This window comes from Mesobacillus sp. AQ2 (genome assembly GCF_030122805.1).
Lineage (GTDB): Bacteria > Bacillota > Bacilli > Bacillales > Cytobacillaceae > Mesobacillus > Mesobacillus oceanisediminis_A.
The window spans coordinates 2250640-2272294 of record NZ_CP126080.1 but is presented as its reverse complement, the minus strand read 5'-3'; the positions used below and the strand labels follow the sequence as shown (position 1 = coordinate 2272294).

Genomic DNA, 21655 nt, shown 5'->3' with positions numbered 1-21655 from the left:
CTTATTAGAATGTCGGACCAATACGCCAAATTCCAAAGTCATGCTGTTTCAATATTTCAGCTTTTGTCAGTTTGCCATTAGCTACTGCCTGGATTTCCTTCATGATACGACCGCCGACTTCCCCGACGGTTTCTTTCCCGTGAACGATGGTTCCTGCATCTAAGTCCATGTTTTCGTTCATGCGTTCGAACATTGGGGTATTTGTTGAGATTTTAATAACAGGGGCAATTGGCGATCCAGTAGGAGTTCCACGCCCGCTGGTGAAAAGGACGATCTGCGCTCCGCCAGCGACCATGCCAGTCAGCTGCTCAATATCATGTCCCGGCGTATCCATCCAAACCAACCCTTTTTTGGTCGGTCTCTGTGCATAATCAATTACTTCTTCCAACCGAGATGTACCCGACTTTGTTGCTGCCCCAAGCGACTTTTCTTCGAGTGAGCTCAGGCCGCCTTCAATATTGCCCGGACTTGGATTCCCGGTACGGATGTCAACTCCCATTTGGATTGACCTGTTTTCCATCATTTTGATGACGGCATATGCTTTTTTGGCGACTGAGTCATTAGCAGCACGGTTGGCTAGCAAGTGTTCCGCGCCAATTAATTCTGTTGTCTCGGCTAGAATGGCGGTTCCTCCCTGTTCAACAAGCATGTCACTTGTGCGGCCAACGGCAGGGTTTGCCGAAAGGCCGGAACATGCATCAGAACCGCCGCATTCTGTACCTACGATTAATTCGCTGAAATCACATAGTTCACGCTGGACCATGGAAGCATCCTGAACCATTTTCACAGCTATTTTTGCCACCTCGGCTATAGTTTGAAGCGTTCCGCCATGTTCCTGGATGGAAACTGTTTGCACAGGCTTGCCGCATTTGGCAATTTCATCGCCGATTCGGTGCGCCTGATGAGTTTCACAGCCAAGGCCCAGGACAATCACACCGAAAACATTTGGGTTCATCCCCATTCCTGCATAGGTTCTGGCTGTCTGGTCATAATCCGTGCCGACCTGAGCACATCCATGCTGGTGAATAAAAGTAACGGTTCCGCTGACCAGCTCTGTCACCCGCTGGGCAGTTTGAGTAGCACAAGTAATCGTTGGCAGGATAAGCACATGATTTCTAACCCCTACACGCCCATCGGGACGGCGATAACCCCAAAATTGAAGTTTTTCGTTAAACAACCTTGTCACCTCTTCCTCTTTTACCTTCCAGATTGTGGACATGCACGTGTTCTCCGGCATCAATCGGGCAAACTGCCGCCCCGATCACCTCTCCATATTTAATAATGTCATCCCCCTGTGGAATCGCCCGGACTGCAAATTTATGGCCAAATCGGATTGGTTCAAGAATCTCCACCTTAAATTCTCTATCATCTGTTTTTACAGTCACTTGCGCCCCGGCAGGTATCTCGGATAAAGCAATAGCCACACTATCCTTGTTATTTAAATATAGTGTTTTGTACTCGCTCATTTCCTCACCCCTTAGCGGCTTGCTTCGCTTTTTCACTTTGGATAACCGGGTTGTTCAGGATTCCGATGCCAGGAACTTCGATTTCAATCCGGTCATTTTCTGCTAATGTAAATTCGTTTGGCGGTACAACGCATGTGCCAGTTAGCAGCACCGTTCCATCAAAGATTTCATTATCAAGGACCAAATAGTGGACAAGTTCATCCAAAGTGCGCTTCAGCTGATTGACCTGCGCATCCCCATAAAAGACAAGCTCTTCATCACGGTAGATACGGCAAATAATTTTAAATTCATAAGGATCTGAAACAGTTTCAGCCAATACAATCGCCGGACCGATGGAGCAGGAATTCTTCCAGACCTTAGCCTGTGGAAGATAGAGCGGGTTTTCCCCCTCAATGTCCCGGCAGCTCATATCGTTTCCAGCCGTATAACCAAGCACATTGCCTTCACTATCAATAACCAGGCCCAGCTCCGGCTCTGGAATTTGCCAGTTGGAATCTGATCGGAGATAAACAGGATCATTCGGTCCTACCGTTCTTGCCGCTGTTGATTTAAAAAATATTTCAGGGCGGACAGCATCATACACTTTGTCATAGAATGTTTCCCGGTCAAGCTTTCCCTGTGTTGCTTCATAATTTCGTGCTTCCTTGCTTTTTTTGTAGGTAACGCCTGATGCCCATACTTCAGGTGCATCGATTGGAGTGGTTAACTGAAGACCCTCCAATGGCTGTTTCTCCACTTCACCTACAACTTGTTTTATAATGTCAAATGCTGTTCTATTATTTTTTCGTGCTTCAGCAATCAAGGATAAAAAGTCGCCGAATGGAAGGTCTGCTACTTCATTTTCATTGGTTACTGCCGCAAGCTGTTTTTCATTTCCCTTTAGATAGCGGATAATTCTCATTTTAATCCTCCTGAATTTATCATATTTCAAATATTTCGTTAATTTACCCTACACTAGTGAGTAAAGTATTATTTAAAGAAATTATCGAACATAGGGAGACACCACAAACCGAAATCGCAAGGGAGACTCCCATCTGAAGACTTAAAGCAATTTTTTATAACCCAATCAACAGAAAAGTTAAAAAGAGTTATATTTTTTGATACTCATAGCCCAGCTCTTTTGAAATGCTAGTACTGCACTCTTTTAGGAGCCCAACGTACTGTTCGCGGATTTCTTCTGTTACTTTTGCAGCCGGCATGGACATGCTGATGCCTGCAACAACTTTGCCAGAGTAATTTTTGATTGGAACCGCCAGGCAAAAAATACCAGGTTCATTCTCTTCATTATCTACAGAATATCCAGCCGACCGAACATGATCAATTTCCTCCAGCAGTTCTTCTTTTGAAGAAATTGATTTCGGTGTTTGCTTTGTGTACTGATAGTTTTCAAGAAACTGGTCCAATTCAGCTTCGTTTTTCATAGAGATCAGCGACTTTCCAACCGCGCTTGTATGAACGGGAACACGGCGGCCAATTCGGGAATATAGTACGGTGACTCCGCTGCCTTCAACTTTATCGATATAAATACCTTCCTGACCATCAAGAATCACAAGATGGACCGTTAAGTTAGTTGTAGACGACAGTTTTTCAAGGTGGTACCTTGCAACTTTTCGCAAATCAAGATCGCTTAGGACCATGTTCCCGCGCTCAAAAAGCTTTAGCCCCAAACGGTATTTCCCATTTTCTTCATTTTGAGAGATATACCTTTGTTCCTGTAAGGTTTTTAAAAGGGAATGAACCGTGCTTTTATGCAGATTCATTCTTTTGCTGATTTCAGTAATGGATAATTCTCTCTCCCGCTCGTCAAATAAATCCATTATTTTTAATGCTCTTTCCACTGATTGTATGATAGGCATTTTTGCTCACTCTCCTAGTTCTATTTAGCCTAATTTTACAGGATTTTTGACGAGCTTGCCTTATTTTGCTATCGCACTTGTTTCATTCAGTGAAATATCTTTTTTATAGTCAAGCACTGCATCCTCCGCTACTGCCAGCGGAACAACCCCATTTGCCGCATCAGTATGGCCATACATGCGATTGCTAGCCGCAACAAGTTTCTGTCGTGCTTTCATTAGCTGTTTTCTTTCTTCCGCGAGTAATTGTCTATCATCTTTTAAGGTGTCTGAAAAAGCATGGACAACATTGCCTGCGAATAGCTGGGCTCGATCTACAAAATCAATTCGGCGCCTTCTAAGCTGCAGATGGACCACATCTCCTGTCTGAAGGAAACCAACTCCGCCGCCTTCATAAGCTTCAGGTGTCATATGGCCAATGGCTGCCCCATATGTAACCCCGGAATAGCGTCCATCACTGATGATGGTTGCCAGCTTTTTCATCACGCGGTTGGCATTGATATGCTGCATTGGTGTGAACATTTCCGGCATTCCGAATGCTACCGGGCCCTGTCCTGATATGACAACTGAAATTTTAAGGATGCCCTTTTCAGCCATCTCGTCAAATAATTTTTCGTATGTTTCTCCTTTTAGGCGTTCATATTCCTGTTTATTGTTATATTTAAGTGTTTCAAGCAGCAGATTATGATCAAATAATTTATCCATTTTAAGCCTGTTAAGGAGACTTGAGTCCAAAAGGCTTCTGTTTGCATCATCTTCATTCTCAAAATAAAGGACAAATGCCAGCTTATCATCGAACTGATCAAGCTGCGATGTCGGCATTCCGCTTATTTTTACTACAGCACTTTCGAAGAAATTCCCTTGCAGAACATCCACTCCGCTAAATGCTCGGCGCGGTGTTGATAAGATAACAGGGTTTTCTTTTACATTGGCTGCCTGGAGACTCCGTGTAATGGCAAGTCGCTCTCTCCATGTTCTAGCAGCAACTGTCGGTGCATCCTGATCCATCGGTACGCCGTTTTCAAGGAGTTGAAAGAAGAGTGTTTCCATTCCCCGGCTAGTACCGCTGCAGCACTGCATAGCAAGCGAGTAAATGTCACGGCCCTCTGTCAGACTGTAATCAAATAGATCCGGAATCGGATATTCATGATGGATGCGGTCCAAATCCCATAGACTGAATTTATAACCACCATAGATCATTCCTGCCACAATATGCATCATCAGGTTGGTCGAGCCTCCTGAAGCACTGTGAATCCGGATGGCATTTTTAATGTTTGCTGCTACGATATTGGAGACTCCATATTTCTCTTCATTAATCATGGTGGCAAAACTATCTAGCACAGAATTGATCTGCCTTTGTGTCGGCGGGTCTGTCAGCATCTCTACAGCTGGATGAACCAGGCCAAATCCGGCCACTAAATGTCTGGAGCTATTGCCGGTACCATTAAAGGCACAAACACCGCCCTGACCGTCACAGGTTGCAACAGCCAGCCTCATTTCAAAATATTTATGCTGTTCTTTTGTTAAAATCCCCCTTTCGCAGGCACGCTCGAAAACGCCCTGAAAGGCAGTATTTGATGAGCATTGCAAAATGTAAGCCATTGTGTCGCGCAAATCAAGTGCCACATCTGAAGCACCTTCCGCTTCTGCTTTTTTCGCCAGGTCTTCCAGCTCGGTGATCACATCATCTGGTATAGAGCCTCCTTCAAGAACATGAGCTGGAGCAAATGTTGCAAAAAACGGAGCCTCACCACGGCTTCTCCTTACCCTGTCAACATGTGCCAATGCGCTTACAACACCAAGCGGCTGCTTATCGCACCCCTGGATAACAAAGGCACCGTGATAACTATGAGCCTCAAGCTGATTGACTACCATTTGGGCAACCGCATTCCGGCTTTGAAGTGAGTAGCTCATCCCCTGATTGCTTTGCGCAGTACCGTCACACATAACCGGGGTGGAAAAATAAAAAGGAACTCCTCCATTTTGCCAAATGCGGATGGCTGCCCTGGCAGACGTCTGGTAATCCATAATATGGGCCGGGTGATCTGATGATCCTCCGATAATCGCTATACGCGGGGCATTCATTTCCAGTCGGTTATAGATTTCTTCAAGTGTCCAATCCGGCTTTCCGCCTTCGTAGGAAGAACCGAGTGTCTGTTTTGCCCGATCCAAAAGACCGGCTACTGTAATTGGTTCATTTGCCTTCCCCTGTACATTGTCTCGATATGGATTCACAGGATTATCAATGAGCGGGTATAATTGTGTCATGGGATCACTCCTTACCTATTTATCTGCAAGTATTGGTTTTGCAGCTTTTTTTCGGATTAATCGAGTATCAATTCTTCAAGCTCTGAAATAACTTCTAGACTGCTGTTTTGTTTCGCTTCAGGCACCATGCTTTCTGAAATCCAGATTTCTCCGATGTCTAATGTATTTTTGATACGAACCACTCTTGCTTTGTTCAGATCAAAGGCATTACAAGTTTTAATAGCCGCCTTGACCGCAAGTTCTTTTGTTTCCAGCACCATTGGAAGCTTAATAACCTCAATGACGGTACTTGTCAGTGCATTTGCATAGCCCTTTTCCCATATGATTTCATCCACTACGGCTTTGGTCGTCATATCTGCCATGCCAATGCCGTTTGCGTTTCCATGTGTCTTTTCAGTCAGGCCCAGCACCACAGTTCTTTTGATATCCGGTCCCCCTGTTGCATATGGCGTAGCGAAATTCCCAGTAATATTCGGGTCCATCCCATCGCCCGAAATGTCTTTTCCGAGCTCGTCGACAATCAGGACATCAAACTCATCAAAATGAATTTTAGGCATTAAAGACTTTGCTTCCTTCAAAAGCTCCGGCTCGGCAGTCTCAAGGTCTTCTGCCGGGACAGCAATAATCTTTGCTACCTTGTCGTAAGCATTTTCGAGAGAGGCAAGGCCGAAAATGATCGGCGCTTCTGACAATGAAATTTTGGCCATTTCCGGTACATGCTCTGCCATGTATTTAAAGCTGTAGGCATGGGCAGCTTCAGCTCCTTTTTGCTTTCCAAGCCCGATTGTAATCATTTTCATAAGACCGCTTTCTACCGGTCCGCGGAATGCCGTATGAGGCTTAATACGGTTTATGACAACAATTTTGTCAGCTTCGTAAGCGTTTCGGTCAATATAGACCGGAAGCCCATTTGGAAGTTCACCAATCTTGAAAACTTCCATAGAGGATTTAATCGGTGCCTCGACAGCACCTTCCGTCACGCCCAATTGGTGAAGCACATCAATCTGGCCTTCCGCTGTTGCCCCGCCATGGCTTCCCATTGCCGGTACAATAAATGGCAGCCCTCCGACACGCTTAATTTCCCTGACAGTTTCACGCACCAGAACAGGCAAATCTGCCAGGCCCCTGCTTCCAACTGCAATCGCAACGGAGTCTCCTTCGCTAATTTTAGTCAGCACATTCGTTTCATTCAGTGTTTTCCGGACCTCAGCCCCCACATCAACAAGCTGGGGTGCATGAAATTTTTGCTTTACTTTAACCATTTTGGGAATGGGGATATCTATTAACATTTCTTTTATGATGTCCATATCCTTATCTCCTTCATAATCCTCACTCTGACAGCCAACTAAGCGGTACTGTAATAATTTCCGGGAATAGAATCAGCAGCGCCAGCACGGTTGTATGGACCACCAAAAATGGCCAGATGCCTTTCGTCAATTCTGCCAGACTGATTTTGCTTATTCCGCACCCCACATATAAAACAGTGCCAACCGGAGGAGTAATCAATCCAATACACAGATTGATAACCATGACGATTCCAAAGTAGACTGGATCGATTCCGGCCATTTTAACAAGCGGCAGCAAAACCGGTGTAAAGATCAGGATAGCCGGTGTAAGGTCCATGACAAGTCCGATCAATAGCAAGAAAATCATGATTACTGTCATTAACAGCAGTGGACTGCTAACAAGCGAACCCATATAACCTGCAATTTCTGCCGGTACATTAGCCACCGTAATGAGCCAGGCTGATACCATGGCCGCAGCAGCGACAAACATCACAACACTGGTTGTTTTTGCCGAAGCAATTAATACATGATACAATTCCTCGAGCTTCAGCTCACGATAAATGAATAAGCCTACAAACAGTGCATAAAATGCAGCCACTACTGCAGCTTCTGTTGGTGTAAACACACCGCCGCGGAGACCGCCAATAATGATGACTGGAAGCATTAAAGCAAAACTGGCCTGCTTAACTGCTTCCAAAATTTCTTTGGCTGATTTTCGCGGTGGAAGTTCACTTGTGTCCTTCCGTGACATGAAGAACCAGCCAATCATCAGCCCGACTCCCATCATAACGCCAGGAATAATGCCTCCCATGAAGAGATCCGTAATGGATACTCCTGCTGTTACACCAAATAAAATCATTGGAATGCTTGGAGGAATAACTGGAGCAATAATACCGGATGCACAAATAATGCCTGTTGAAGTGTTCACATTATAACCTTTGGCAATCATCATCGGGATTAATATCGCGCCAAGTGCTGCTGTATCAGCAACGGCGGATCCCGATAACCCCGCAAATAATATGCTGGCAATGATGGCTACAAACCCAAGTCCGCCTCTTATATGGCCGACAAGTGCCATGGAAAATTCAACAATGCGCTTGGATATCCCCCCGGCATTCATTAATTCGCCAGCAAGGACAAAGAACGGAATGGCCATCAACGAAAAGTTATTGGCCCCGTTAATTAAGTTCTGGGCAACGATTTGGCTATCAAAAGTGCCCATGACGAACATCAGCATTACCCCGCTCGCAAGGAGTGCAAATGCTATTGGCACCCCTAATGCCAGGGATCCAAACAATGATCCTAAGAAAACTCCTATCATGACGAATTTAGGCCTCCTTTCATGCCGCCGCTATTTTGCTATGAACTTATCTTCCTGTGAAACTTCCGATAAAACGTCATTTGAAGATTGGATTATCGTCATATTTTCTGTCTTCCCTCTGATTGCTTTCAAAAGGCTCGCAATCACAAGGAGCATCATCCATATGCTTGATACTATCCCGATTCCATATAAATAGGATAAGGGCATACCCGTTGCCGGGCCCGTACTGTTCATATTAAGAATAGTCATTTTCCAGCTTCCTTGCAGGACAAGCCACAATAGATACAGGACAATGGCATTGCTGATCAGGAAGACTAGCTTTTGAAGTTTCTTAGGAAGGGCGTTGACGACAATGTCCACGCCAAGGTGCATTTTATCCTTTAATGCCGCAATGGCACCCAGGAATACCATCCAGACGAATAGGTAGCGGGATATTTCTTCTGACCAGGTTAGACCTGAATTAAATACATATCTCAGCACGACATTTCCAAAGACGGCGAAGGACATGGCGGCCAGTGAAAAGGCAATCGCAATGTTTAAAAGTTTATTAGAAAAAGAGCTGATTTTGCTAAACACGGCTTTCTCCTTCCTACCTGCTTTTTAAAGCCGAGGAGGAACAGAAAATTTATTCCTCCTGGCGTTTTATCGTATTACTTAGCTTCGTCGCGGATACGGTCAGCTAAATCCTTAGCCCAATCAAATTCACTGTAGATTTTTTCATATAGCGGCTGGGCTGCTTCTTCCATTTCTGCTGAAAACTCTTCTGAAGGTGTTGTGAATTTAAGACCATTATCCTGAAGGAACTTCTTGTCTTCTTCGTAGCTCTTTTCGAGAAGTTCAAACTCATAATCTGCAGATTCCTTTGCAGCCTTTTCAATAATTTTCTGTTGTTCTTTTGTTAAGCCATTCCAGAATTTGCTGTTGATAATATACAAGTTTGGGCTGAACATATGCTTAGATTCCAGAATGTCACTTTGGACCTCATACCAGCCTGACGCACGCACGGTAGCAATTGGGTTATCCTGCCCGTCAACTACTTTTTGCTCAAGGGCTGTGAAAACTTCAGAGATTGGGAGCGGCGTAATATTGGCACCCAGCAATTTTCCAAGTTCAATATAGTTTGGTATATTCGGCATTCTTAGGCGCAGCCCATTAAAATCTTCTAGACTGGCAATTGTTTGATTGGATGAGAACATCCGGAAACCATTCGCACTCCATGCCAGCGGCTTAACCCCATGCTTAGATTCAAGGTCTTCAGTCAACTCTTCTCCAATTGGTCCATTCAGAACAGTTTTGGCATGTTCAAAATCCTTGAATAGGAACGGCCATTCTGGTGCTGCCATTTTTGGAATGTCAGCCTGCATAATCAAGCCAGGAAGCCCCATTTCAATCGTGCCATTCCGGACTCCGTCATAAAATTCCTTTTCTGCACCAAGCGTGCTGTTCGGGAATATTTGGACCTCCAGCTCTCCTTTGCTTTCTTCTTCAACCATTTTTTTAAACTTTTCCCTTAATGCAACATTCTGAGGGTGATCTTCCGCAAAGTAGTTTGCTACTTTAATAACTTTCTTCTTTCCACCCCCGGTTTCACCTCCTGCCTCTTCTCCTCCACAGCCTGCCAGGAATAAAAAGCTTGCCATCACTGTAACTGCCAGCCCGAAAACCTTTTTCTTCTTCATGTGCATCTCCCCTTTATTTTTTTCGTTGCTAATCTCTTATGTTGATTTTTGTTCTATAATGTAAAACTCTGTTTTGTAATATCCCTAAAAGGAAACAGCATTTTTTCTGACTTAATGCTGTTTAACCTGAAATATTATCGTCGAATAAAATTATAAAAATAGCAGTGACAATTGTGGAACCACGATGATTAAGAGCAATGTGATAACCATTGCGAAAAAGAAAGGGACAATCGCTTTTGATAACTGCTCAAGCGACAAGCCCGAGATACCAGCACCGACGAACAGGTTTACACCAAGAGGAGGTGTTATGAATCCAATAGAGAGATTGACAATCATAATGATCCCAAAGTGTATTGGATCATAGCCAATCTGAGTTGCAACAGGAAGCAGGATTGGCGTCAAGATAATAATTGCGGCAATCGTATCCATAAAGCAGCCAACTATTAACAGCAACAATGTAATCAGCATCATAATGATCAGCGGTTCGCTGGAAAGAGAGAGCATCGCCTGGGCAATCTGATTTGGTATTTGTTCAATGGTCAGCAAGCGCCCAAAAGCAGTAGCTGCTCCTACAATTACTAAAACGGTCGCTGTCGTTAAACCAGAATCTACAAAAATCTGCGGCAAATCTTTAAATTTCAACTCTTTGTAAACGAAAACACTAACAATTAAGCCAAATACAACAGCAACAACCGCTGCTTCTGTCGGTGTAAAAACCCCGCCGTAAATTCCGCCTAAAATAACCATAGGAATCATGAGGGCCCATTTGGCATCCCAGATTGCTGTGAGAATGCCTTTAACGGTGGTTTTATGGTCCGTACCGGTATATCCCATTTTCTTCGAATGAATATATGAATAAATCATAAGGCCAATTCCAACGAGAATACCTGGGATAATCCCTGCTATGAACATATCTCCAATTGAAACACTGCCAGATACACCGTATATAACCATTGGAATACTTGGAGGAATAATAACGCCGATTGAACCTGCCGATGCAACAACGGCAGTTGCGAAGCGCTTATCATATCCTTTCTGAACCATGGCCGGAATCATTATACCTCCGATTGCTGCTACTGTTGCAGGACCTGAACCGGAGATGGCAGCGAAAAACATACAGGTGATGATTGTTGCCATCGCAATGCCGCCAGTTTTATTTCCGACCATTGAATCAGCGACATTAAAAAGACGTTTGGAAATTCCGCCTTTCCCCATAATTTCGCCTGCGATAATAAAATATGGAACAGCCAAAAGCGGAAAAGAATCAACAGAGTTGGTTAATTCCTTCATCAGGAATTCTACTGGCATTCCACCTGTATATAAAATGGTGAATAAGACAGCTAATCCAATTGCAATTCCTATTGGAACGGTGAAAAATAGGAATACTGCGAATGAACCGAATAATACGCCTGCCATTTAAAAGGACCTCCTTCAACATCTACTAGATAACGTTAATGTTCTGCCCAACATCTTCTGGTAGTTCCTGAGTTTTATCAAAGTTTTTGATAGATATAAAGTTACCAATAATATTTTGAATTAACCTTATTCCCGCAAGGCCCATACCAACGGGAGGAGCTAGATATACGATACCAGTTGGAATTTGAAGTGCTGGTGTTGTCTGTCCAAATGATAGTAATTGGGATGCGATTCCATAACCATAGATCACAACATACACACAGAAAATGAGAAAGAGGATATTTGAGATGAGTGCAAAATAAATTTTTGTTTTATCTTTAAAAAGAAGTAGTGCAGCATCTACTTTGATGTGACGATGATGCTTGACCGCATAGCTTATTCCTATATATATCAGCCAAATAAAGCAATATCGAGCCAGTTCCTCTGACCAGGACAAAGAGTTGGACATCACATAGCGCATAAATACCTGGATAAAGATAACGACGACCATGACTGTCGACAAAAGGAATATTATGTATTTCTCCAGGTTCTCATCAAGCCATTTTAAAGGTTTTAACATTCTGGATCACCTCTTCGTTTAAAAAGAGGCCGGCCATCGGGCGACAACCGGCTGCTCTTTTCAAAAATTATTTTGCCTTATCAATCTCAGACATGAATTCATCTACAATATCTTCACCGATTTTAGATTTATATTTTTCAACAACCGGTTTAACAGCTTCCTGGAACTTTTCAAATTCCCCGTCTGCTACTTCTGTAAAAGTCATTTCCTTCTTTAACGTTTCAAGAGATTCCGCCGCTACTTCACGAGTCCGCTGACGGTTAAACTTGCCTGCCTCTACAGATGCCTTTGAGATAATTTCCTGCTGTTCCGGAGAAAGCTCTTCCCAAATTTTCTTGCTGAACAAGAAAATGAATGGTGTGTATACATGGTTTGTGTTTGAAATATGTTTCTGTACTTCAGGATACTTACTTAGCAAAATAGTTGGGTATGGATTTTCCTGCCCATCAATCGTGCCTTGCTGCAATGCTGTGAACAATTCAGTGAATGCCATTGGAGTAGGGTTCGCACCAAGTGCCTTCCAGGCGTCAAGGTGAATTTCGTTTTCCATTGTACGGATTTTTAACCCTTTAACATCTTCCATCTTTGCGACAGGCTTTACATCGTTCGTTAAGTTACGGAAACCATTTTCCCACCAGGCAAGACCAACAAGCCCCTGCTTATCAACCAAGTCAAGCATCTTGTCACCAAACGGACCATCCAATACCTTGTCTGCAACCTCTTCATTCGGAACAGTGAATGGAAGGTCGAATACACCAAACTCAGGGATAAAGTTTACAAGCGGAGATGTTGAAGGAATCGTAATATCCAGCGTACCAAATTGAAGCATTTCAATTGCCGAACGATCATCTGCAATTTGCCCGGAATGATAAACCTCAACAGTTAATTCATCTGATTCAGCTTCAACCAACTCTTTAAACTTCTGAGCTGCTTCATATTCAGGATGCTTATCATTAACACCGATACTAACCCTGAGCGTGCGCTTTTCGCCTTTGCCACCCGCACTGTCAGAAGAACCATTTTCCGCTGAACCTGTCGAGCTTGAGTTCCCTCCGCATGCTGCTAAAACCATTGAGCTGATCATCATGATACTTAGAAATAAAATAGACAGTTTCTTCATTAATTCTCCCCCTCAATTATTTTTAAATGATAGATTAATCTATTTTTGCGCTATCATCCGAAGTTCACTTGAGTCTTTTTTAATGAAATAAAACGCTTTCATATATAGATAAAAATTTTTACTTAATATGTACCACCCTTTCATTTGTTTTACATTATAAAACGCCGTTCTGTATTCATGAACTTATTTGTATTGTAACTGGAGAATATTTTAGTTGTCAAACTATTTCTTATATTCATAATTAATTAAATTTTTGAAGTTATTTCAGTAAAACTAAGTGGTAGTTTCGAAGAGAAAAGTCTAATTGTTGTAAGCATTTAATGGTATATTGATAAAACTTTTTTATGAAAAAATTTTCATGAATGAAAGGTATTAAATTGTATTAGCTTTTAGCTACTTGAGTTTCATTTGGGAAAAATAGTAATTTTCACTCAATATCATGTCTAGTTATTTACAAGATTATTTTTTACAAAAAAACCAACGCCGCTCAATGTTAGCGGCATTGGTTTTTGTTAACATTTGTCCTAAGATAAACTATGTCTAGAACGCAGCGAGGGTAGTTCTCATTTCCACTCCTTCTTCTACTATCCAATTATTAAAAAACGGATCCTATTTCAACAATCACTTGTAAACAGGCAAAATCCTCAGGTTTTAATGGACGAAGCCATATAACAAAAGCCTGTTTCCTTCATATTCAGCAAGGAATCAGGCTTCTATATCTTCCAGAATAAACTTAACTATTTCCCCAAAAATCCCCCCTCAGATTTTATCGTTTGTCCAGTAATCCAGCCAGAATCATCACTGGCTAGGAACGTTATTAATCGCGCAGCATCTTCCGGTACACCTATTCTTCCAGTTGGAAAAAGTGGCAGCAGCTGTTTTCTTAATTCATCATTTATCCAACCGGAATCAGTAGGACCAGGATCGACAGAATTTACGGTGATACCAATCGGGGCTAATCCAACTGATAAAGGTTCGGTTATCGCGATGATCATACCTTTAGTTGCTATGTAGGCCAGATTGTTAGGATCAGGTCCTTTAGATACCATATTAATGATTCGGCCATCTTTCCCTTCAGGAAATGCCTTTTCATATCTTTTCGCAAATTCCATAGACAGCATTAAAGTCCCACTATTATTCACTTTGTAATGCATGTCCAGAATCTCTCTATTCAAAGTACGAAAATTAGCTGGTGATTCAAAGGTAGCATTGTTCACTAATATACTTGGTGTCCCCAACGTTTCTTCAACCTTGTCCATGATAAGGCCTGTTGACTCATTCCTACTCAAGTCAACCTCCATATGCGCAGCATTAACTCCCATTTGTCTTAACTCTTCACATAACATATTTTGAAAATCTTCATCTGATCCATTTCCGCTAACCTCATCAAATGGAGACCAATGTGTAAAAAATACATCTGCCCCAGCATTCGCAAATGAGCGGCAAATTGCTGCCCCTATTCCCTTTGAACGGCTTGCGCCGGTTACTATTGCAATTTTGCCTTTTAGACTGGTCATTTTAGTCCTCCTCATTTACTGGTGATTAGAAAATTAAATTTAAGTTTCTAACACTCTGAAGAAATAGTCAGCAAATAAAAGATGAATGTGTTCCCTTAGTTGCTGATTCGTTTTGCTTTGTTTTTTCTGCTGCAAATGTTCCTTCTTACTTATTGTTTTTCTTCTTATTAGAATCTGCTAAGTCGTTAAACAAATAGGCAATACCAGTTAGAATGAATCCAAAAACAATAAAGTTATAGGTGTGCGTAGCATGGAATTCCCCGAAGTTGTTTAGCAAATAAAACAAAAAACCGAAAGATAAATAGATTGCCGCAATTAATTGTTTCACTTAAAAAGCCCCTTATAAAAGCATTATGTATTAAAGTCCTTCTTAGAAAGAAAAACATTAACTCAAACTCTGAACCCATGTTATAAACTTTGTTCTATTCCTCTCATACCAATCATTACACACAAGATAATTTTCATTATGTATGGTAACTGGCTTTGACCAATACCGGAAATATCCATTCACTGTTCTTTGTTCAATTAATGGACTGTCATATGTTACCTTTTTAAGCATCGGATAATTAATGTCAAATAAATTCTTGCAGTGTTTTGCATCCTGTAAAACTCGCACTTTTTCTGGACTTAGTAAGTGGTTGCGTATTATATGTGCTAATTTTACTCTTACCAATTCTCCTATCTTCTCAGTGCTATCAACAGGTAAAGAGTTAGGCAGTGTAATTAATTTGTTTGTTGTGGTTTCTTCCATCTTCTCGTAATCTCTAATCCATTTCTTCATATACTTGATCTTTTGTTCATTTGTCAGTCCATCCACTGACGATTCCAGCAATCTATTAAAAGTTATCTTAAATGTCTTCTTATCCATCATCTATTCTCCCTAGTTATCTTTTTCTACTTCTCAACATCAATCAAATAAATTCTTTCCTTAAACCCGCCTCTATCCTCTGCCTTCCGTTGTCGTATTTCCTCAATCTGATTAAAGGTATAACCATGAACTTCTGCTAATGAATGCATTACTTCTAATAAATCCGCCAGTTCTTCAGCTGCTTCGAGACTGCTATTACTTTTAGCGTATTCATTCAGTTCTTCAAATGCTTTATTCTTCAGCTCTTTGATATAATCCTGATGTTCTAATTTTCTAGTGTTAAATGATTTTCCTGTCTGGTGGATGATCTCAGGGATACGATCTCGGACTAACTTGTTATACACTTTTGGCTTGCCCATACTTAGGCCATTAACCCACTTCCTAAAGAATACCCAGTCCCTGACAGACCCATCTTCATATAGAACTCCCAGATAGGTTCCATCCCCTTTTCCTACCTGCCAAATGGCCTGAGCAGAGTTCGGCTTATCCGTGATCCCGTGATTCATCACATATTCTATAAATGCTTGTTTCCCAGGTTTAACGTTCTCGGCAACATACGCAACTAAATAAATATCAATACAACTTGCACCTAATTCATTAGGATCCTGGTTTAAAATATGCTGTTTCACAAGATTTGTTCTGCTATCCTTTGTGGGCGCATTCATTACTTCTCTTTTGATTTTACTAATCTGATATGCTGCATAACTCCTTTTTTCCCATTGCTTTAACTGACTTATATCTCCATCAACTACAATCAGTTTATCAATCATATTTTTCAAGTTGGACACAGTTGGGATGACATTAAGATGAATACTTCTGCCTCGTAAGTTACTTGGCAATTCAAATTTCTCCTGAGTAAAAGATGCCATGTCTTTTTCCCTCTATTCAGAATATACTTTAGTTAAATTATACCATTTAGCTATTCTAAGTGATATATTCATAGAAAAAGGGAGTGTTATTTATGGCTATAAAGATGTTTGCTGAAATCCTGAAATATCCGTATGTGATCGTTTATGACACCGCTAATGGAAACAAGCTTCATAAGACAAACTGCTCCTATATTACAAAAAAGAATTTTGATCTGAAAGTGATCATTAATCAGGAGAAGAACGGCTACTATCGCCCTTTGGAACATGTTGAAAAGTTGAACGATCCATCTGTTAAGCCTTGCAAAGTGTGCAAACCAATCAATGAATAAAACGCACCAAAATTTAATGTAACACAAAAAGGCAGACCCATTAGTCTGCCTTTGATTGTTGAAGCATCTCCACCAATTTCTTAAAAACCCCTGAAGGATTTTTCTCTAATTGTTCAATCGAAACTGCTTCTTCTGAGTTATTTTCGATAAATCGGATTTCCCTTTCCTGCATATCCATGGTCACTTTAATATCTTTAATCTTATACTCTGATATACTAGAAGCACGATCAAGATTTTCTTGGTCCAGTTCAACCCTAATTTGATCAGATACCCTTCTAAGCATTCGCCAAATGGTTTTCTCTCCCTTAGATTTCATGAATAATTCAGGAAGTTCCCGCGCTTCCTTTAAAGCTTTTAAGGTTGTCATCACATAGCTTCTTGATATGCCGTAATTAACGGGTCTTATGTTCTGCTTCAGTCTAGACCAGGCGGCAACATTAAAACGCATGTAATCATCATCACCATTAAAATAAGGTCTGACATCTTTAACCTTTGCATAAAGCTGAACGCCATTATCAGTATTTAAGCTATTTTTTACATACAAAGCTACATACTCAGCTTCCTGCCAGCCTTTCCTTAATTGCTTTACAGGAATTTGATAAAAGGCTCCCTTGATGAATTGATCGTAGCTCTCTTGATCGGAAACAAGCCCAACCATCACCCTATGATCCAAGCTCGACTTCCATTCTTCATTGGCACCTTTTGGCAGGATGCCCTCCCTTTGAATCTCCTCAGGGCTTTTATCAATCAATCTTTCTACAAAACGTTCAACCATATTCGTGGCATTCGGCAGGAAAGGCAACCCGCCAATATTCACTTTATCGATACTCTCATAAAAATGGTGCTTTTCATATACGGTTTCGTCAAACCACGGAAATAAAACATAAGCTCCAAAAGCGGTTCTCTCAAATGGCCCCCCACTTGTCGCAACAATCGAATCCCGATAGCGATGCATTGTATTAATGTCATCCTCCATCGGACCGGGTGTTTTATACCGTTTTCGATAATAGCTGTCTTCCTGGGCATAGTCGATCCGATACTTAGCATCAAAAATATAATGGTATTTGTAGCCCTTTCCCTTTTTCTCAATGCTCAGCATCGTATCAGGTATTTGTGAAACAGTCGGCAAGCTGCCTTCCCGTTTTTGATACGCTAAAATGATTTCTTCATTTGTGACAGGGTGCCTGAATATTCTCCTCGCTGTTTTATTTGCTTCCAGATTTACAAACAAACCTTCCCTGTTAACCTGAACTATATCCTGGCTGATAAGCTTATACCTTCGGTCAAGAATCTGTCCGAGCTTCAAGAAAGTCCAATATTCATAGAGAGTGGCAACATCCTTCACCGACATTCGGTACAGCTTCCCCTGTAGCATCAATCCTTTTGAAACAGTTAAATAGATTTGAAAAGCGTCTCGATAACCAGGTGCCATTTGCAATACCAGACCCATTACCGAACGATCCAGCTTGCCAATAGACTTCCAAAAAGGACTGCTCAGCTTCGACTTTAACTGTTTGGACATCAATTCAATTTTCTCAACTAGGTCATAGTCCGGCTTCTCTCTGGTCCACCTGTTTTTGCTCACTATAGAGTCCAACAAATCATCCAGCTTTTGTTTGATCCGCTCAATCATCCACTTAACATAGCGGTTCTCCAAATTATCATATGTAAGCTCTTTTTTGATTTTTAACCCTTCTGTAGGCATCACCGTCCTGCCATGAACATCAATCCCCTTTGATACATCGACAAAGACGTTCGCACGTTTTCGTAAAAAGTTTCTGCTGACAGGGTCTTGCTTCCGCAACTGGTCCCCTCGTGCTTTCTCATAGGTCTTATCCAATTTATGGTGAGGTTGGAATTCAATTCTCGCAACAGCCTGAAGAAATTGATGAAAATGCTCACTGATCAAGCGGTAAAATTCCGCTTTCGACGGATTTCCCTCCAGCCTTAACCTAGCACCCAAATACGTTTTCCGGATAAAATGGAAAGCCAGGTTATAGATTTCATCATTTACTTCATCTAAAAGCTTTTGATAATCCTTTTTATAATCAAGTTTCACAGGAAATATCTCCAGCGTGACTTCAAGGATCGCCTTACCATCCGCCCTTATTTCGAATGTTGTAAAACCAACCTCATTTTGAAACTGCAGATTTCCCATTAAAATAGGTTGGCTCCCAATTGGCATCGGTGAGACGGCTTGTCTGATAAGAGGATATTCGTGATAAAAAGTGAACTCCCGACCGTCCTTCGGAACGACGATCAGCTGATATACCCCATTTTCAAAGAAGATCGGCCTTTGCTCAGAAGGAGTGACCAGCTCTTGATTGGCGATATCATATACCTTAATCTCCTGAATGCCATCTCCATCCACTGTAAAATCCATCACATCATGACGGTCCATAGCCTTATATTGCCGTAATCCTTCATACCTTTCGTGATAAGGTTTTCCCTTTATCACTAATGAAAGAGCCTCAGTCTCTATTTTTACTAATTCAACATCATCACGAGATCCAGAAGGAAGTAAAGCCATCGTTTCTTAACCTCCCAAGCATTTCAGCAACTTTGGCTACGCTTCGCGGATATTTGGCATTCTGTATATCAATTTGTCCATCCTCTTCATACTCTTGATTCGTAAATTGAGTATAGAGTCCCCTCAGCAATTGTTCCACTCTTGTGTCGCTGCCAGCAATTCGGGGGAGAATCTTTTGCAAGATGCAGTGGTCAAATGCATTTTCGAATTTCATTAAATTAGATTCTTCATTGTAGGCTAGATAAAAACAGATCTCATCGCGAACACGGTAACCAACATGTGCATTAATCAACTGAAGTGATTCATTGATCCTAACAAGTTCATCCGTAGCCCTGGCCACTAATTCTTTATTTTCTTTATATACATCTTTCAAATGAAGATACTTAGAAGCAAACCGATCCTGACTGATGACCTTCGGCTCCACTTCTTCAAGCTCAGTTAAAAAGGCCAGGTTACCAAGATTAACACGATTAAATTCAATCGTATTTGCTCGATCCAATACTTTTCTGCTGAACGGATGCGTCGTTTCATCCATATTAACCGTCCCGATAATATAAAGATTGTTTGGAAGAGTAAGGTCCTTCCCAAACACATCACTAGAGAGAAGAGTTGAAGAAACTACTACATCATTCTCCCACTTACGGCTTTCCATCACACTTAAAATATCACTAAAATAATACTCAACACGCGCCAGGTTCATCTCATCCAGAAGAACAAAATAAGGCAGATCGGGATTCTGGTGGGCGTTCTTGATTACCTTAGTTAAAGGCCCCTCTTTAAACTCACCCTTTATATCAACATAGCCAAGCAGATCAGATCCATCATTCCAATCAGGACGGATCGCGATCAAACTAAATTGCCCATTCTATTCTGTCGCCCCTACGCTTTCAGCAAACCATTGAACAATTTTGGTTTTTCCTGTACCGGAAATACCTGAGATGATCACGAATGGTTTTGTTTTTAGAGATAAGAAGAGATTATTAATTTCATCCTCTCCATAAAAAAAACCTTTCCCTTTAATGAACGTAAATATATGCGAGATTAAATTGTTATAAGATAAATATTCAATTTTTTCTCTAACTAGATCTTTACTTTTCTTGGTTCTTCCACCTGAATCATAACTAATAGGAGAGGCACCTGTTTTAATCTTAATATAGTTTTCATAAATTTTTATCATATCTTTTAAATCATTTATTAATTCAATTTCATTAGGAAACTGTCCATGATCATATTTAATATATGCAGCGGTAGAAAATGCATATTCTTTTGCCTTAGTACCTGTCCCTAAATTTATTAGATCATCGATTAGAAATTTACTATATTGCGGAATAGTACTGCGTATTTCTTCCTTGATTCTTATTATTTCTTCCCTTTGTGTCTTTTCTACTCCTAAACCAATAGTCAGATAAACACTCTTCATATCTTCACTAAAAAGATAAACAATATAGTAACCTTTTTTAGTCGACGTGGTAATGATTCGGTTCATTATTGCTATCCAAGGAACAGAAGCCCATCTACCTACACCTACTGATCCAGTAACAATATATTGATTAGATGCAATAAAGTCTAGGTTATAAATCTGCATTGGAATATCATTTCTTACTAAATACCCCATTTGCGGAGTTACACCAACACTTTCCTCCTTGCTTTTTAGGTACTCATTCATTAATTGGGTTAAACTATTACTAAGATTACTTGACATTATCTTCTCCCTTTTTATAAAAAAATTATCACAAGGTATCCATTCTTCATTTATAGTACCGTTTTTTTCCAACCATAAAAGGAGATAATAACTTCGTTCTTTAGCAACTGATTCTACCATTAAGTTATTACCTCTAGAATTCCGAATAATTATTCTTCCTAGTTCCTCTATTTGATTCCTTCTTTCTTTTTTTGTAACATTTCTTAAGAGATCCAGACAAAAAATTACAATTTTAAAATAACCTTGATTTTCCAAAAGGTTCTTTACAAAAGTTTCTTTATTCTTTGCTTCTGAGTAAGTACTTAAAAGAGTGATGTTAGGTTCATTATTTTCATTGATGATTCCTAATATTCTAGCATCCTGTCTACTTTTACTCTTAATTCTATATTCATTGCCCTTGTAGTCCATATTTAATAATTTTGGGTTAACCTTTTCTTCAACTAAATCTGTAAGAAATCTTTTAAGTTCTTCATAATTATCATTTGGTATATCATCTGTATAGTATTCTTTTAAACAAAGTGTTATATTATTGTTAAAATCTGATACTTCTACGAAAGGGAATAATGAAAATATAGACATAAAAAGAATGCTTTGATTCTTTAGTAAATCATTTTCGCTTAATCTTCTTCTTTCTAGGAAATACCTCCAACTACTTTTTATTATATCGTATGATATAAATTCGCTTTGAACATACTATTTAATGTAGGTGGTTTAGCTATATATATTCCCTTTTCTCCCCGATCAATGATTCTGATTACTTTCTTTGTTTTTAATATCTTTATCTCCTTCAAAGAATTTACCAGCTCGATAATTAAAGTATCAAGCATATTATCACTCCTAAGTAACCATTCTATATACATATGGAAAAAAAG

At 40.7% G+C, this 21655-nt stretch carries 17 protein-coding genes and 1 pseudogene; 1 reads left to right on the top strand and 17 read right to left on the bottom strand.

The annotated features are described in order from the left end of the window. Positions 1-4 precede the first annotated feature (4 nt). The 15 genes from QNH36_RS11350 to QNH36_RS11280 form a co-directional block, all read right to left on the bottom strand. Positions 5-1219 carry a UxaA family hydrolase gene (locus tag QNH36_RS11350; protein WP_283905266.1) on the bottom strand — a complete coding sequence of 405 codons (1215 nt, stop codon included), beginning with the start codon at positions 1217-1219 and terminating at the stop codon, positions 5-7. Beyond that, positions 1170-1466, bottom strand: coding sequence for a UxaA family hydrolase (locus QNH36_RS11345; protein ID WP_283905265.1), 297 nt, complete (start codon positions 1464-1466; stop codon positions 1170-1172). Before QNH36_RS11345 ends, QNH36_RS11350 begins: the two co-directional genes overlap by 50 nt. A 4-nt stretch (positions 1467-1470) precedes the next feature. Then, positions 1471-2367 (bottom strand): fumarylacetoacetate hydrolase family protein, encoded by an 897-nt coding sequence (locus QNH36_RS11340; protein WP_283905264.1) that lies wholly within the window; start codon positions 2365-2367, stop codon positions 1471-1473. Positions 2368-2554: 187 nt separating this feature from the next. Beyond that, a complete protein-coding gene (locus QNH36_RS11335) occupies positions 2555-3322 on the bottom strand; it encodes an IclR family transcriptional regulator (protein ID WP_283905263.1) in 768 nt (255 codons plus the stop codon). 60 nt (positions 3323-3382) lie between these two features. Continuing rightward, entirely contained in the window at positions 3383-5587 is a 2205-nt protein-coding gene (locus QNH36_RS11330; RefSeq protein ID WP_283905262.1) for a dihydroxy-acid dehydratase domain-containing protein, read from the bottom strand. A 56-nt stretch (positions 5588-5643) separates the two neighbouring features. Beyond that, complete coding sequence (locus QNH36_RS11325; RefSeq protein WP_283905261.1) at positions 5644-6894, bottom strand: nickel pincer cofactor-dependent isomerase, group 22; 1251 nt, start codon at positions 6892-6894, stop codon at positions 5644-5646. Positions 6895-6916: 22 nt separating this feature from the next. After that, entirely contained in the window at positions 6917-8194 is a 1278-nt protein-coding gene (locus tag QNH36_RS11320) for a TRAP transporter large permease (RefSeq protein ID WP_283905260.1), read from the bottom strand. Between the two features lie 30 nt (positions 8195-8224). Next, positions 8225-8770, bottom strand: coding sequence for a TRAP transporter small permease (locus QNH36_RS11315; protein WP_283905259.1), 546 nt, complete (start codon positions 8768-8770; stop codon positions 8225-8227). 74 nt (positions 8771-8844) lie between these two features. Next, positions 8845-9873 (bottom strand): TRAP transporter substrate-binding protein, encoded by a 1029-nt coding sequence (locus QNH36_RS11310; protein WP_283905258.1) that lies wholly within the window; start codon positions 9871-9873, stop codon positions 8845-8847. 150 nt (positions 9874-10023) lie between these two features. Next, positions 10024-11289 (bottom strand): TRAP transporter large permease, encoded by a 1266-nt coding sequence (locus tag QNH36_RS11305; protein WP_283905257.1) that lies wholly within the window; start codon positions 11287-11289, stop codon positions 10024-10026. Between the two features lie 25 nt (positions 11290-11314). Next, on the bottom strand, positions 11315-11848 hold the full coding sequence (locus QNH36_RS11300) for a TRAP transporter small permease (protein ID WP_283905256.1): 534 nt from the start codon (positions 11846-11848) through the stop codon (positions 11315-11317). A 67-nt stretch (positions 11849-11915) separates the two neighbouring features. Continuing rightward, the gene (locus tag QNH36_RS11295; RefSeq protein ID WP_283905255.1) at positions 11916-12968 is read right to left on the bottom strand and encodes a TRAP transporter substrate-binding protein; all 1053 of its coding nucleotides are present in this window, start codon (positions 12966-12968) and stop codon (positions 11916-11918) included. Between the two features lie 737 nt (positions 12969-13705). Continuing rightward, complete coding sequence (locus tag QNH36_RS11290; RefSeq protein WP_283905254.1) at positions 13706-14485, bottom strand: SDR family oxidoreductase; 780 nt, start codon at positions 14483-14485, stop codon at positions 13706-13708. A 385-nt stretch (positions 14486-14870) separates the two neighbouring features. Then, positions 14871-15356, bottom strand: coding sequence for a hypothetical protein (locus tag QNH36_RS11285; protein WP_283905253.1), 486 nt, complete (start codon positions 15354-15356; stop codon positions 14871-14873). A 23-nt stretch (positions 15357-15379) separates the two neighbouring features. After that, a complete protein-coding gene (locus tag QNH36_RS11280) occupies positions 15380-15712 on the bottom strand; it encodes a nucleoside triphosphate pyrophosphohydrolase (protein ID WP_283905402.1) in 333 nt (110 codons plus the stop codon). Positions 15713-16314: 602 nt separating this feature from the next. Here QNH36_RS11280 and QNH36_RS11275 point away from each other — a divergent pair. Continuing rightward, complete coding sequence (locus QNH36_RS11275; protein ID WP_283905252.1) at positions 16315-16551, top strand: hypothetical protein; 237 nt, start codon at positions 16315-16317, stop codon at positions 16549-16551. A gap of 40 nt (positions 16552-16591) precedes the next feature. Here the strand turns inward: QNH36_RS11275 and QNH36_RS11270 are convergent, their stop codons facing one another. Both QNH36_RS11270 and QNH36_RS23970 read right to left on the bottom strand, forming a co-directional pair. Further along, positions 16592-19081 (bottom strand): restriction endonuclease-like protein, encoded by a 2490-nt coding sequence (locus tag QNH36_RS11270; RefSeq protein WP_283905251.1) that lies wholly within the window; start codon positions 19079-19081, stop codon positions 16592-16594. Then, positions 19053-21610, bottom strand: a pseudogene (locus tag QNH36_RS23970) (MrcB family domain-containing protein). The gene QNH36_RS11270 and the pseudogene QNH36_RS23970 overlap by 29 nt, the downstream one beginning before the upstream one ends. Positions 21611-21655: the final 45 nt, after the last annotated feature.

Coding starts and splice junctions, on each gene's coding strand:
- QNH36_RS11350 (WP_283905266.1), bottom strand. CDS start 1,219: ATGTCCACAATCTGGAAGGTAAAAGAGGAAGAGGTGACAAGGTTGTTT.
- QNH36_RS11345 (WP_283905265.1), bottom strand. CDS start 1,466: ATGAGCGAGTACAAAACACTATATTTAAATAACAAGGATAGTGTGGCT.
- QNH36_RS11340 (WP_283905264.1), bottom strand. CDS start 2,367: ATGAGAATTATCCGCTATCTAAAGGGAAATGAAAAACAGCTTGCGGCA.
- QNH36_RS11335 (WP_283905263.1), bottom strand. CDS start 3,322: ATGCCTATCATACAATCAGTGGAAAGAGCATTAAAAATAATGGATTTA.
- QNH36_RS11330 (WP_283905262.1), bottom strand. CDS start 5,587: ATGACACAATTATACCCGCTCATTGATAATCCTGTGAATCCATATCGA.
- QNH36_RS11325 (WP_283905261.1), bottom strand. CDS start 6,894: ATGGACATCATAAAAGAAATGTTAATAGATATCCCCATTCCCAAAATG.
- QNH36_RS11320 (WP_283905260.1), bottom strand. CDS start 8,194: ATGATAGGAGTTTTCTTAGGATCATTGTTTGGATCCCTGGCATTAGGG.
- QNH36_RS11310 (WP_283905258.1), bottom strand. CDS start 9,873: ATGAAGAAGAAAAAGGTTTTCGGGCTGGCAGTTACAGTGATGGCAAGC.
- QNH36_RS11305 (WP_283905257.1), bottom strand. CDS start 11,289: ATGGCAGGCGTATTATTCGGTTCATTCGCAGTATTCCTATTTTTCACC.
- QNH36_RS11300 (WP_283905256.1), bottom strand. CDS start 11,848: ATGTTAAAACCTTTAAAATGGCTTGATGAGAACCTGGAGAAATACATA.
- QNH36_RS11295 (WP_283905255.1), bottom strand. CDS start 12,968: ATGAAGAAACTGTCTATTTTATTTCTAAGTATCATGATGATCAGCTCA.
- QNH36_RS11290 (WP_283905254.1), bottom strand. CDS start 14,485: ATGACCAGTCTAAAAGGCAAAATTGCAATAGTAACCGGCGCAAGCCGT.
- QNH36_RS11285 (WP_283905253.1), bottom strand. CDS start 15,356: ATGATGGATAAGAAGACATTTAAGATAACTTTTAATAGATTGCTGGAA.
- QNH36_RS11280 (WP_283905402.1), bottom strand. CDS start 15,712: ATGGGCAAGCCAAAAGTGTATAACAAGTTAGTCCGAGATCGTATCCCT.
- QNH36_RS11275 (WP_283905252.1), top strand. CDS start 16,315: ATGGCTATAAAGATGTTTGCTGAAATCCTGAAATATCCGTATGTGATC.
- QNH36_RS11270 (WP_283905251.1), bottom strand. CDS start 19,081: ATGGCTTTACTTCCTTCTGGATCTCGTGATGATGTTGAATTAGTAAAA.